The organism is Thermocrispum municipale DSM 44069, assembly GCF_000427825.1.
Classification (GTDB): domain Bacteria; phylum Actinomycetota; class Actinomycetes; order Mycobacteriales; family Pseudonocardiaceae; genus Thermocrispum; species Thermocrispum municipale.
The window spans coordinates 323,891-336,861 of record NZ_ATYT01000004.1; the positions used below are offsets into that span (position 1 = coordinate 323,891).

Consider the following 12,971-nt stretch of genomic DNA (forward strand, 5'->3'; position numbering starts at 1 on the left):
TTTGCGCGGCCCATCCCCCGACGTTCCGCGCTCCCCGCCCTCCGGTCATAGGCCCCGACCCGTGTTGCCGGAGGGAGTCTTCTGCAGTTGGTATACCCACAATCCCCGACCTGTACCCCACAATTCAAGGCCGTTCACCCTCAAGGACGTCGTTGCGGCCGAGATGTTGCGCCATATCGGCCAAATATCACTGACCGTTATCAAACCGAGATCCCGTGGTGCTGATCCCATTCGGCCCGACGGGCCGCCGCGGGTCGCCGTAGGCCGTTGACGGGCGGCGATGCCGGTCCGCCGCGTTGCGTTTGCAACCGTCGCCGACGCGAACAACATTCACGAGATTCGCCGGGCCGACGTTTCCCCGCCCCGTTGTTCGGCACCCGAGAAGGCGATCTTCCGGCCAGGGCATTGCTTATAAGACAGATGTACGGATTGCGTTTCCTCTGGGGTGTTCGTGGCGTTCACGCCGCGTGCCGCTCCTGGGGGGAAACAGGCGCCCCTGGCGCCGGCGGCAAGCATCCCCACGATCCAAGCCGACACCAGGTCGGGGGCCAGCCGGCCGACCTGCGACCACAAGTCACCTCACCGGCCCGACCTCTGGCCGAGACCTGCCCGGTCGCACGGTGACGGAGCTAACCGGAAATCGACTGGTACTGCCGTACCAAAAAAGCTCATACTGGTCTGGTGACAGGTCATACTTCCCTCGCGTCGTACCGTGCCGCGCTGACCGCGCCAGGCATGCTCCGGCCGGTACTGTCGTCGCTGCTCGCCCGGCTGCCGGTGGCCATGGTCGGCTTCTCGGTGCTGTTGTACGTGCAGCGTGCGACCGGCTCGTTCGCCACCGCGGGGCTGGTCGGCGCCGGTTCGCTGATCGGTGTGGCCGTCGGATCGGTCCTGCAGGGCCGCATCATCGACCGGCTCGGACCCATGTGGCCGCTGCTCGTCGCAGCCGCCCTGTTCGGCATGGCCATCACCGGGCTGGTGCTGTCGGTGGAGAACGGCGCGCCGACCGTAACGATGATGGCGCTCGCCATACTGTCCGGGCTCAGTCAGCCGCAGGTCGCGTCGTCGTCCCGGTCGCTGTGGACCCGCGTCCTGCCGTCCGGCCCGCTCCGTGAGGCGGCCTACGCCTACGAAGCCATCTCCATGGAGGTCTTCTTCATCATCGGGCCCGGCTTCGCCGGCGTCATGATCGCCCTGCCGTGGCCGGGACTCGGAGTGGTCATCGGCGCGGCGATGATGGTCGTCGGATCGGTGATCTTCGCGCTCAGCCGGGTGGTGCGGGCCTGGGGGCCGACCACGAATCGTGAACGGCGCCGGTTGCTCGGCGCCCTGGTCAGCCCGGGTATGCGGACCGTGGTGATCGCCGCGGCCGGGTTCGGCATCGTGATCGGATTCGTCGAGGTCGCCGTCCCGGCGGCGGCCACCGCAGTCGGCCGGCCGACGCTGGGTGGCCTGCTGCTGTCGGTGTGGTCGCTGAGCTCGGTGTTGTTCGGCGTGGCCTACAGCCTGCGCCCGATCCCGCGCTCGATCGAGCTGCGGCTGCCGGTGCTGCTCGGCGCGTTCGCGATCTGCGTCGGCCTGGTCGCGCTGCCCACGTCGCTGGCGCCGGAGTCGATGCCGGCGCTCGGGTTGTCGATGATCCTGGCGGGCATCCTCATCACGCCACAGTCCACGACACACTCGTCGGTGATCGAGCTGGTGGCTCCGCGCGGCACCGCGACCGAAGCGTTCGGCTGGATCGTCACCGCGGTCACCCTCGGCCTGTCCGCGGGTCACTCCCTCAGCGGCCAGATCGTGGAGGCCTATGGCCCACCGTGGTCGTTCCTCGCCGCGCTGACCGTCGGCACCGTGCTGGCCACCGTGGTCTTCCTACGCCGGAAGACGATGTCAGCCACGCCGCCGGAGGTAGTCGAGCTGAGCCCGGACACTGGCCTCGGCCGGACCCCACAGAACGGGGTCGACATCGGCGTAGACCAGCTCGACGATCTGTCGCGCAGTGGCGTCCGGGCCTAGCTCGGCCAGCGCCGCGCGCACCTGGTCCAACCGCTGCTCGCGGTGCTCGCGGTACTCCTTGACGGTGACGAGCAGGTCCGGCAGCTCGGGCCCGTGGCCGGGGAGCCCGAGCGAGCCGGACGGCACGTCGGCGAGTTCGGCCAGCGTGTCGAGGTAGTCACCAAGGTCGTCCAGCACCGTGGTGCCGCTGCCCAGAACGGTGTCCCCGGTCAGCACGTGCGGCTGCTCGCCGTCGATGACGAAGCACACCGAGTCAGCGGTGTGCCCCGGCGTGTGCAGCACGGACAGTTCGAGCCCGCCTGCGCTGAGCCGCTCACCATCGGTCAGCGGCTCGGCGTCACGGCACAACGACGGTTCGAACGCCCGCACCGGCGCACCGACCTGCTCGGCGAACCAGGCGGCGCCCTCGGAGTGATCGCCGTGGTGGTGCGTCAACAGCACCAGCTCGACGTCACCGGCCACACCGAGCAGCGCGTTCAGGTGTTCGCGGTCGTCGTAGCCGGGGTCGACCACGATCCCGCCACCGTGCCCCTCGGCACGCAGCACCCAACTGTTGGTGCCGTCCAGCGTCATCGCGGACGGATTGTTCTCCAGCACCACGCCCGCGATCGGGCTGACCTGCCTGAGCTGCTCGTACGCCGGGTGCTTCACACTCGCTCCTCGCTAGTCGAACTCGACGCGGACACCCTCGTCGTCGGCCACCAGATTGGGCCTGACCCGGAAGACCTCCCGCTCGGCGGACAACGCATCGGCCACCGTGCGGTAGCTGCTCAGCTCGCGCAGCGTGTGCACGGTCGGCGGCAGCATCCGCGTCCGGCCTGCCTCGACGTCGGCCAGCGCACTGGCCGGCGTGCTCCAGGCAGCCGACTGGGCCTCCGAGGTCGCCCCGTCCGCCCGTTGCCCGGCAGGCATCTCGGCCAGGAAGAACCGGGTGTCGTAGCGCCTGGGCTCCTGCGGCGGCGTCACCCAGCTCGACCACGGCCGGAGCAGATCGGCACGCAGCACCAGCCCCTCGGCGTCGAGGAACTCGGCCAGGGACAGTTCCTTGGACACCAGGCGCTGCCGGACGTCGTGGTACTCCTCGGCGTCGTCGACCACGGTGTCCGCCGAGCGGCCGGCCAGCAGCACACCGCACTCTTCGAACGTCTCCCGCACCGCCGCGCACACCAACGCGCGCGCCAGCTCGGTCGAGCACCCGAACACGTCGGCCCAGTACTGCGGGCCCGGGCCGTTCCACGCCACCGTGGCATCCGCATCGCGCTGGTCGACCCCTCCGCCGGGGAACACCGTCATCCCGCCGGCGAACGCCATGGCGGAGACCCGCTGCTGCAGGAACACCTCCAGCCTGCCGTCGTGATCGCGCACCAGCATCACGGTGGCGGCGTCCTTCGGGGTCGCAGGCCGCTCGGGTGGCGAGAACTCGAAGCCGTCAGGCAACCGCATCGGCTCCACGTCAGGACACCTCGACGATGATCTCCACCTCGACCGGCACGTTCAGTGGCAGCTCGGCCACTCCCACCGCCGACCGGGCGTGCTGACCCGCTTCGCCGAAGATCTCCCCGAACAGTTCGGACGCGCCGTTGATCACGCCCGGCTGACCGCCGAAGCCCTCCGCGGACGCCACGAAACCGACGACCTTGACCACCCGCACGATCGCGTCGATGCCGACCAGCGAGTCCACCGCGGCCAGCGCGTTCAACGCACACGTGCGGGCCAGGTCCTTCGCCTGCTCCGGGCTGACGTCCGCACCGACCTTGCCGGTCGCGATCGGCTTGCCGTCGGCCAGCGGCACCTGACCGGAGGTGTAGACCAGTGACCCGGTCTGCACCGCGGGGAGGTAGGCGCCTGCCGGGGCGGGCACCGCGGGCAACGAGATCCCGAGTTCGTCCAGCTTCGCCTTCCAGCTCATGCCTTCTCCCGCTTGAGGTACGCCACGTGCTGCTCACCGGTCGGGGCAGGCACCACGGTCACCAGCTCCCAGCCGTCCTCACCCCACTGGTCGAGGATCTGCTTGGTGGCGTGGATCAGCAACGGAACAGTCGCGTACTCCCACTTCGTCGCGCTCAAGGCACACTCCTTTTCCTCTTCGTCTGGGGCAGCCTACGACCGTTGTAGCCGCGCTGTCCCGCCCAGGCGGAAGCGAGCCTGCCCACAGCAGCGGGGGTTGCGCCGCCACAACGATCACCGCACTCGTAGCCTTTCGGCCATGGAGACATGGCGCATCATCGCAACTGCGCTGTTCGCAGCGGCCCAGTTGGCGCTGGTGTTGTTCGTCATGGCCAATGTTCGCGAGCGCACCGACTCCGGCGGCAAGGCCGCCGCCGCGGGCGCCGTCGTGCTGGCCGCCTCGTTGATCGTCGGCGTGCTCATGGCCACGGTGCTGGCACCCTGGCTGGCCTGGTCATTCGTCGTCGTGGCCGGGGTCACGGTGACGGTCATGGTCCTGGCGTCCTGAGCACAGCTCACATAATCTCGTGCGGTGACCACCGGTTCCCCTGCTACCGTCGGCCCGCGCACGGCGGGCGTCTGGACACCCGAGTTGCGACGTGCGCGCCTGCACTTCGTCACCGGCAAGGGCGGCACCGGCAAGACCACCGTCGCCGCGGCGCTGGGGATCGCGCTGGCCGCGGGCGGCCGCAAGGTGCTGTTGGTCGAAGTGGAAGGCCGCCAGGGCATCGCGCAGCTGTTCGACACCGAACCGCTGCCCTACGGTGAGCGCCATCTGGTCTCCGCGCCTGACGGCGGTGAGCTGCGCGCGCTGCACATCGACGCCGAAGCCGCGCTGCTGGAGTACTTCCAGATGTTCTACAACCTCGGCTTCGCCGGCCGCACGCTGCGTCGCATGGGTGCCATCGAGTTCGCCACCACGCTGGCGCCCGGCCTGCGGGACGTGCTGCTCACTGGAAAGATCAAGGAGTGCGTCACCCGTACCGACAACGGCCGCTACGTCTACGACCACGTCGTGGTCGACGCCCCGCCGACCGGCCGGGTGGTGAAGTTCCTGGACGTCACCAGAGCGCTGACCGACGTCACGCGCAGCGGCCCGATCAAGAACCAGGCCGACGGCGTGGTGAAGCTGATGCACTCGGATCAGACCGTGGTGCACGTGGTGACGCTGCTGGAGGAAATGCCGATCCGCGAGACGCTGGAGGCGATCGACGAACTGCAGGCGGAGGACCTGCGCCCGGGCGCCGTGCTGATCAACCGGGTCCGTCCGCCACGGCTGCCCGACCGCTCGGTGGTCGCTGCCGCGGACGGCCGAGTCGACGCCTCGCGGGTCCGTGCCGGGCTCGTCGAAGCCGGGCTGGACATCTCCGACGAGGTCATCGAGGGCCTGGTCGCCGAGACGGTGGAGCACGCGATCCGGGTCGCCGCCGAGCGTTCGGCGGCCGAACAGCTCACCGCCGCGAACCAGCCGATGCTGCAACTGCCTGATCTCCCGGACGGGATCGACGTCGCCGCGCTGTACGAACTGGCCGAGCTGTTGGTCGAGAAGGGAGTTCGTTGATGGCCTCGCGCGGGGCGCTGCAGATCGACCGGCTCATCGACAACCCGAAGACCAAGGTCATCGTGTGCTGCGGGTCCGGCGGCGTCGGCAAGACCACCACGGCCGCCGCACTCGCGTTGCGGGCCGCCGAACGTGGCCGCACCACCGTGGTGCTGACCATCGACCCGGCGCGCAGGCTGGCCCAGTCGCTCGGCCTGGACGAACTGGACAACGTGCCGCGCAAGGTCGAGGTCGAAGGATTCGACCCGAAAGGTGAACTCTGGGCGATGATGCTCGACATGCGTCGCACGTTCGACGACATGATCATCGCCCACACCGACCCGCAGCGGGCGCAGGAGCTGCTGGCCAGCCCCTTCTACCAGACGATCTCCACGTCGTTCTCCGGCACACAGGAGTACATGGCGATGGAGAAGCTCGGCCAGCTGGTGGCCGACGCGGAGTGGGACCTGATCGTCGTCGACACCCCACCGTCCCGGTCGGCGCTGGACTTCCTGGACGCGCCGAAGCGACTGTCCAGCGCGCTGGACGGCCGGATGATCCGGTTGCTGACCGCACCGGCGCGAGCGGGTGGTTGGGGCATCCGGAAAGCCCTGACGGCCAGCCTGGCGCTCGGCATGAAAGCGGTGTCGACCGTCATCGGTGGCCAGCTGCTCACCGATGCGTCGGCGTTCATGCAGGCGTTCAACTCCACCGCGGGCGGATTCAAGGAGCGCGCGCAGAAGACCGCCGAGCTGCTGCGCTCGCCGGGTACCGCGTTCCTGGTCGTTGCCGCGCCCGAGCCGGACGCGTTGCGCGAGGCGTCGTTCTTCGTCGAGCGGCTTTCCTCGGAGTCGATGCCGCTGACCGGGCTGGTGGCCAACCGCACCCACCCGGTGCTCGCCGACCTGCCCGCGCCGCGCGCGCTGGCCGCGGCCGAGGCACTGGAAGCCAAGAAGTCCGCGCCCCTGGCCGCGGCCGTGTTACGGCTGCACGCCGACCGGGTCGCGCTGGACAAACGCGAACGCCGGCTGCTGCAGCGCTTCACCCGAGCTCATCCGGACGTTCCCATGGTCGGCGTGCCCGCGCTCCCCCGCGACGTGCACGACATCGCCGGCTTGCGCATCATCGGCGAGCGCCTGGCCGGCAACGGAAACGCCTGAGAAACAGCGAGGGCCTCAGCCCGCCCTGGCGGGCAGCTCCTCGTGGTGTTCCCGCCGGGCGGCGTCCAACAGGTCCGCCCAGGATTCCACCTCGGGACGGCGACGCAGCAGCGCCCGCCGCTCCCGTTCGGTCATTCCTCCCCACACGCCGAAGCTGATCCGGTTGTCCAGCGCTTCGGCAAGACATTCGGTACGCACCGGACACCCCATGCAGATCAGCTTGGCCCGGTTCTGCTCCGCCCCTCGAACGAACAAGCCATCCGGATCGGTGTCACGGCACGCGGCGTGCACGCGCCAATCCGGTTGCGTGTTACTCATAAACCCCCAGCTCCCTCACTGGTCACGGTTCTCACACTCCACCCAAGGCACTCCCCAGTGCCAACGTGAGACGTTGACGGACTGTAGAGGTTTCTGGTTCCCCTTGGCGAGTCGGGTCCGGTCAAATCGTGACCAACAGGGGTGACTCCAGCGTGTGACGCCGACCTTACGGGGGTAGCACGTAGCATCGAAACGTGCGTAGGACGGACGGAATCCTCAAGCTCCTCGGGCTGTGTCTGTTGGCCGGTGTGCTGGTGGCCGGCCTGTTGTTCCCGATCGTGGGCGGGGCAGGTGTGCTGTCCAACCAGGCCAGCGCCACGGTGGAGAACACCTCGACCGAGCTGGCCAACGAGGCTCCGCCGCTGGTCACCACGGTGACCGACCGGCACGGCAAGCCGATCGCCACGTGGTATCAGCAGTACCGCATCCCCACCGCCCCGGACGAGATCTCCGACGCCATGAAGTGGGCGTTGATCTCGATCGAGGACCGTCGCTTCTACGAGCACAAGGGTGTCGACTGGAAGGGCACCGTCCGCGCGGCCATCTCCAATACGTCGGGCGGCCAGACGCAGGGTGCGTCCACGCTGACGCAGCAGTACGTCAAGAACTACCTGATCAACGTCGTCTACTGGAACGACAACGACCCCAAGCACCGGATCGGCAGGCAGAAGGCGCAGGAGCAGTCGATCGCGCGCAAGCTCAAGGAAGCCCGCATCGCGATCAACCTCGAGTCGAAGATGACCAAGGAGGAGATCCTCACCGGGTATCTGAACGTGGTGGAGTTCTCCCGGCGGATCTTCGGCGTCGGCGCGGCGGCGAAGGCGTACTTCAACACCACCGCCAAGGAGCTGGATCCGGCGCAGGCCGCGCTGCTGGCAGGCATGGTGAACAACCCGGCGGCGCTGGACCCGTGGACCCACCCGGAGGCGGCCAAGAAGCGCCGCAACCTGGTGCTCGACCAGATGGTGCTGAACCGCAAGCTCGCCAAGGAGGATGCGGAGCGCTACAAGAAGCAGCCGCTCGGGGTGGTGCCGGGCGGGCCGAAGAAGCCGCCCGCCAACTGCGTGGGTGCCGGTGCCACCGACGGCTTCTTCTGCCAGTACGTCGAGGACTACCTGGTCAACGAGGTCGGATTGAGCCGCGACCAGCTTTACACCGGTGGCTACACGATCCGCACCACGTTGGACCGCAAGGCGAACCGGGCGGCGGCGAAGGCCACCGAGGAGCAGGTGCCGAAGGAGAACGACGACGTCGCGCTCACCCTGTCGCTGGTCAAGCCGGGCAAGAAGCGGCACGAGGTGGTGGCGCTGGCCGCGAACCGGGACTACGGCGGTGACAAGGAGAAGAACGAGACGTTCCTCGCCTTGCCCGCGGGCGTCTACAACACGCAGGGCGCGGGCTCGTCGTACAAGATCTTCACCGCGGCCGCGGCGATGCAGAAGGGTGTCGTCGGCATCCAGGACCGGATCCCGGCCCCTGGCCGCTACACGTCGAAGGTGTTCGGCGGCGGTAACCCGCGGTGTGGTCAGCGGCCGGACGGCGTGGTGCCGTACTGCGTGCAGAACTACGCAGGCACACCGGGCGGCAACCCGACGCTGCAGCAGGCGCTGGCGAACTCGCCGAACACCGCGTTCGTCATCCTGGAAGAGCGCACCGGCATGAAGCCGATCGTCGACATGGCCTACAAGCTGGGCATGCGTAAGACGATGAGCAGCAACATGCAGGGCAAGAAGCCCGACCCGTCGTCGGACGACCCACTGGTGGCCGAGGATCTGCGGCAGCACTTCGGACCGTCCAAGACCTCCCCGGGCAAGGGCTCGTTCACGCTGGGCCCGGCGCCGCTGAGCGGCCTCGAGTTGGCCAATGTCGGCGCGACCATCATGAGCGACGGCCGCTGGTGCCCGCCGACGCCGATCATGGAGATCCGGGACCGCAACGGCAAAAAGGTCCCGATCAAGGAGGCCAAGTGCGAACAGGTCATCTCCAAGGGCCTGGCGAACGCACTGGCGGAGGGGCTGAGCAAGGACCACGTCTCGGGCACCGCGGCGGGCGCGGCCAGGCAGGCGGGCTGGAACCGTCCGATGATCGGCAAGACCGGCACGGCGCAGGACCACAAGGCGTCGACGTTCGTGGGCGCCACGCCGTTCATGTCCGGCGCGGCGATGATCTTCCAACCGGACGGCAATGCGCAGCCGCTGTGCGTCGGCGGTCCGATGGGCGCGCACACGTGCAGCGAAGGCAACATGTTCGGTGGTGTGATCCCGGCCAGGACGTGGTTCAACGCGATGAAGCCGATCCACGAGGGACTGCCGAAGAAGGGCATCCCGAAGGCCCCCAAGAAGTACCTGCACGGCAACGGCTGACCGGCTCGGGACGTGATGCGGCGAACTAACGGCCCACGTCGCTGCCTGCGCCGACGTATCCTCGGTGCGTGGTGAACAGCAGGCTGCGAGCAGCAGTGGGAACCCTCGCCGCGGCAGGCGTCGCGGGCGTGACCTACGCATCCGCGATCGAGCGTCGGCTCTGGACGTTGCGTACCGCACAGCTGCCGGTGTTGCAGCCGGGATCTCGCCCGCTGCGCGTGCTGCACATCTCCGATCTGCACATGCTGCCCGGGCAGACGTCGAAGCAGCGCTGGGTGGCCTCGCTGGCTGCATTGGCTCCCGACTTGGTCGTCAACACCGGGGACAACCTCGCGCATCCCGCCGCCGTCCCCGCGGTCCTGCGCGCGTTCGGGCCGCTGTTGAACGTGCCGGGTGTTTTCGTCTTCGGCAGCAACGACTATTTCGCGCCGAAACCGAAGAACCCGGCCCGTTATCTGATGCCGCGCGGGCGCAAGAAGCTGATCCACGGTCCCGAGCTGCCGTGGCAGGACCTGCGCGCGGCGTTCATCGAGCACGGCTGGCACGACCTGACCCATCAGCGGGTGCCGCTGCAGGTGGCCGGCCAGTCGCTGTTCGCCGCGGGCGTGGACGACCCGCACCTGCAGTTCGACCGGTACAACGAGATCGCCGGGCGGGCGGACGCTTCGGCGGCCGTCCGGATCGGGCTGACGCACTCGCCGGAGCCCCGGATTCTGGACGCCTTCGCCTCGGACGGCTACGACTTGGTGCTGGCCGGCCACACGCACGGCGGGCAGTTGCGGGTGCCGGGCATCGGCGCGCTGGTCACCAATTGCGATCTCGACCGCTCCCGAGCCCGGGGCGCCAGCCGCTGGGGTGCGGACATGTGGTTGCACGTTTCCGCTGGTCTCGGCACTTCTCCGTATGCGCCGGTGCGGTTTGCCTGCCCGCCGGAGGCCAGCCTTTTGACGCTGGTTCCGCGGGACTGGAAGCACGATCGCACGCAGCGAGACTCCCGGTTGAAAGCGTGGCGAAGGGGTCAGCTAAACTCTGTCTCGGCCCGTTAGCCATCGGGGTGTGGCGCAGCTTGGTAGCGTGCCTCGTTCGGGTCGAGGAGGTCGTGGGTTCAAATCCCGCCACCCCGACGGTGCCTGATGAAGCGGCCTGCGAGTTCTCTCGCAGGCCGCTTCGTCGTTTCCGGCCCGCCCGTGCAACGATCTTCCCGTGCAGTATCCAACGCCTGAGGTCCCCGATCGGCTGTTCGACGACGACGCTGCGGAATCTCGCTGGCGTGCGCGGTTCACCGCGCCGCGGATGTCCGCCCCGGACTGGGCTCAGGACGCTCCGTCGGCCAACCTGTACGTCTCCAACGCCAGCGGCGTGTGGGAGGTGTACGCGTGGGACCGCGACCGCGACGAGCACCGCAAGGTGACCGACCGGCCGAACGGCACCATGCACGCCGACATCGCGCCGGACGGCTCGGCGATCTGGTGGTTCGACGACACCGACGGCGACGAGTTCGGCCGTTGGATGCGCCAGCCGTTCACCTCGGGACCTGGCGCGGCCGAGGTGGCAGTCGAGGACGTGCACGCGGGATATCCGGCGGGGCTGGTCATCGGACACCGGCTCGTGGGTGTCGGCGTCTCCACCGACGACGGCTCGAAGCTGTTCGTGCACGCGGACGGCCACACGCGCGCGGTGTACGAAAGCGAGCACGACGCCGGCATTTCGGCCCTTTCCCGGGACGAGAAGCTGCTGGCGATCTCGCATTCCGAGCACGGCGACTCGCGCCATCCCGCGTTGCGGGTGCTGGCGCTGGCGGACGACAGCACCGTCGGCGAGCTGTGGGACGGTCCGGGCCGTGGTCTGGAGGCGTTGGAGTTCTCACCGGTCGCGGGTGATCAGCGCCTGCTGGTGCAGCACGAACGCCGCGGACACGAAGAACTGCTGGTGTGGGACGTCCGCACCGACGAGCAGACCGAGCTGCGCATCGACCTGCCCGGCGAGATCACCGGGACCTGGTACCCGGACGGCCAGGCGCTGCTGATCCTGCAGCACCACCAGGCACGAAGCACCCTGCACACCTACCGACTCGACACCCTGCACACCTACCGACTCGACACCGGCGAGCTCACCCCGCTGCCGACCCCAGCAGGCGTCATCGGCAGCGCCGGCGTGCGGCCCGACGGCAGCATCGAGTACTCGTGGTCGTCGGCCGCCCATCCGTCGGTCGTCCGGCGCAGGCTGCCCGATGGCACCGACGACGTCCTGCTCGCCCCGCCGGGTCCGCGAGCGCCCGGATCGGTGCCCGTGGTCGATGCGTTTGTCGAGGGCCCCGCTGGAACCATCCACGCCCTCGTCGCGCGACCCGAGGGCGCCACGGGGCCGCTGCCGACCGTCTTCGCCATTCACGGCGGGCCGCACGCCGCGGACACCGACCGGTTCTCGGCCTATCGCGCGGTGTGGGTCGACGCCGGGTTCGCCGTCGTCGAGGTCAACTACCGCGGCTCGGACGGCTACGGGTCGCAATGGCGGGACGCGATCGAGGGCCGCCCCGGGTTGACCGAGCTGGAGGACATCGCCGCGGTGCACGACTGGGCGGTGGCGAGCGGGCTGGCTGATCCGCAGCGTTGTGTCGTCAACGGCGCCTCCTGGGGCGGCTACCTGACGCTGCTGGCGCTCGGCGTGCAGCCGGAACGCTGGGCTGTCGGCATCGCGGGTGTTCCCGTCGCCGACTACGTGACGGCCTACGCCGACGAGATGGAGCCGCTGCGGGCCTTCGACCGGTCGTTGTTCGGCGGTTCCCCGGACGAGCTGCCCGAGCTGTACCGGGAGTGCTCGCCGATCACCTACGTCGACGCGGTCCGGGCGCCGGTGCTGGTGCTCGCCGGGGACAACGACCCGCGCTGCCCCATCCGGCAGATCGAGAACTACCTGGACAGACTGGCCGAGCGGAACGCGGACTTCGCCTTCTACCGCTACGACGCCGGGCACGGTTCGCTGGTGGTCGCCGAGGTGATCCGGCAGACGGCCATCGAGGTGTTCTTCGCGCTGCGCAAGCTCAATCTGCGTTGAACGTGGCGACCTGGCGCCCGATGAGCCGCAGCTTGTCGTAGACCCCGGTGTCGTTGCAGCCGCCGGTGTCGTCGAACTTCGTCTCGCGGGAATTGATCGCCAACCCGAGCGGGGTCGGCCAGCCGCGCAGCGCGTGCGTCGTCGTGCGCAGCTGGTTCAGCGTGCCGACCGCGGCTTGCCAGCCGGCCGCCACCGCGACCAGCCCGACGGCCCGCCCGGTGAGATACGGCCGTTCGTCGTCCCGCAGGTCTTCCAGGTAGTCGAGGGCGTTCTTGATCAGCCCGGACGGCCCGCCGTGGTACCCGGGCGAGCCCACGATCAGCCCGTCCGCCTGCCGGATCTCCTCGACCAGCCTGCGCGCGGCCTCGGCGCGATCGGCAATCGCCACGTCGTAGAAGGGCAACTGCAACTGCTCGCCCGCAATCAAGGTGGTGCTCGCTCCGGCTTCCTCGGCGCCGAGCAGGGCGACGCGCACCGCGTACTCGCTCTGCGACCCCGACCGCAGCGATCCGCCGATCCCGATCACCTTCATATCCGCACCCTACGACCTCCAGCGCACTCGAGGTCCAGTCGACG

General features: G+C 69.1%; 12 protein-coding genes, 1 tRNA gene and 1 pseudogene. 8 read left to right on the forward strand and 6 right to left on the reverse strand.

Going from position 1 to position 12,971, the window contains the following annotated elements:
* Positions 1 to 735 precede the first annotated feature (735 nt).
* A pseudogene (locus YWM_RS22250) lies at positions 736 to 1,911 on the forward strand (MFS transporter); the annotation flags it as partial.
* Here the strand turns inward: YWM_RS22250 and YWM_RS0104930 are convergent.
* From YWM_RS0104930 to sp36, 4 genes are read right to left on the reverse strand one after another with little or no spacing between them, the layout of a single operon-like run.
* On the reverse strand, positions 1,888 to 2,664 hold the full coding sequence (locus tag YWM_RS0104930; RefSeq protein ID WP_028849778.1) for an MBL fold metallo-hydrolase: 777 nt from the start codon (positions 2,662 to 2,664) through the stop codon (positions 1,888 to 1,890). The pseudogene YWM_RS22250 and the gene YWM_RS0104930 overlap by 24 nt on opposite strands.
* A 12-nt stretch (positions 2,665 to 2,676) precedes the next feature.
* Entirely contained in the window at positions 2,677 to 3,456 is a 780-nt protein-coding gene (locus YWM_RS0104935) for an NUDIX hydrolase (RefSeq protein WP_028849779.1), read from the reverse strand.
* 10 nt (positions 3,457 to 3,466) lie between these two features.
* On the reverse strand, positions 3,467 to 3,922 hold the full coding sequence (locus YWM_RS0104940) for a RidA family protein (RefSeq protein WP_028849780.1): 456 nt from the start codon (positions 3,920 to 3,922) through the stop codon (positions 3,467 to 3,469).
* Positions 3,919 to 4,080 (reverse strand): Sp36 family protein, encoded by a 162-nt coding sequence (sp36, locus tag YWM_RS26060; RefSeq protein WP_156914646.1) that lies wholly within the window; start codon positions 4,078 to 4,080, stop codon positions 3,919 to 3,921. The genes YWM_RS0104940 and sp36 overlap by 4 nt, the downstream gene beginning before the upstream one ends.
* Positions 4,081 to 4,219: 139 nt before the next feature.
* On the opposite strand from sp36, the gene YWM_RS0104950 reads away from it, so the two are divergent.
* The 3 genes from YWM_RS0104950 to bagB are packed head-to-tail and all read left to right on the forward strand — an operon-like array spanning position 4,220 to position 6,660.
* On the forward strand, positions 4,220 to 4,468 hold the full coding sequence (locus YWM_RS0104950) for a hypothetical protein (RefSeq protein WP_028849781.1): 249 nt from the start codon (positions 4,220 to 4,222) through the stop codon (positions 4,466 to 4,468).
* A 24-nt stretch (positions 4,469 to 4,492) separates the two neighbouring features.
* Entirely contained in the window at positions 4,493 to 5,521 is a 1,029-nt protein-coding gene (bagA, locus tag YWM_RS0104955) for an ATPase BagA (RefSeq protein WP_052344561.1), read from the forward strand.
* Positions 5,521 to 6,660: an ATPase BagB gene (gene bagB, locus YWM_RS0104960; protein ID WP_028849783.1), complete on the forward strand. Its 1,140-nt coding sequence runs from the start codon at positions 5,521 to 5,523 to the stop codon at positions 6,658 to 6,660. Before bagA ends, bagB begins: the two co-directional genes overlap by 1 nt.
* Positions 6,661 to 6,675: 15 nt before the next feature.
* Here the strand turns inward: bagB and YWM_RS0104965 are convergent, their stop codons facing one another.
* Positions 6,676 to 6,978, reverse strand: a complete 303-nt coding sequence (locus YWM_RS0104965) for a WhiB family transcriptional regulator (RefSeq protein ID WP_028849784.1) — start codon at positions 6,976 to 6,978, stop codon at positions 6,676 to 6,678.
* Positions 6,979 to 7,172: 194 nt separating this feature from the next.
* Here YWM_RS0104965 and YWM_RS0104970 point away from each other — a divergent pair, with 194 nt between their 5' ends.
* From YWM_RS0104970 to YWM_RS0104985, 4 genes are all read left to right on the forward strand, one after another.
* Positions 7,173 to 9,341, forward strand: a complete 2,169-nt coding sequence (locus YWM_RS0104970; RefSeq protein WP_028849785.1) for a transglycosylase domain-containing protein — start codon at positions 7,173 to 7,175, stop codon at positions 9,339 to 9,341.
* Positions 9,342 to 9,409: 68 nt separating this feature from the next.
* Positions 9,410 to 10,387: a metallophosphoesterase gene (locus tag YWM_RS0104975; protein ID WP_425426493.1), complete on the forward strand. Its 978-nt coding sequence runs from the start codon at positions 9,410 to 9,412 to the stop codon at positions 10,385 to 10,387.
* A 4-nt stretch (positions 10,388 to 10,391) separates the two neighbouring features.
* Positions 10,392 to 10,465: transfer RNA gene (locus tag YWM_RS0104980), tRNA-Pro, on the forward strand.
* A 79-nt stretch (positions 10,466 to 10,544) separates the two neighbouring features.
* A complete protein-coding gene (locus YWM_RS0104985) occupies positions 10,545 to 12,395 on the forward strand; it encodes a S9 family peptidase (RefSeq protein WP_028849787.1) in 1,851 nt (616 codons plus the stop codon).
* On the opposite strand, the gene YWM_RS0104990 is transcribed toward YWM_RS0104985, so the two are convergent.
* The gene (locus YWM_RS0104990; protein WP_043659633.1) at positions 12,382 to 12,927 is read right to left on the reverse strand and encodes an NADPH-dependent FMN reductase; all 546 of its coding nucleotides are present in this window, start codon (positions 12,925 to 12,927) and stop codon (positions 12,382 to 12,384) included. The genes YWM_RS0104985 and YWM_RS0104990 overlap by 14 nt on opposite strands.
* Positions 12,928 to 12,971: the final 44 nt, after the last annotated feature.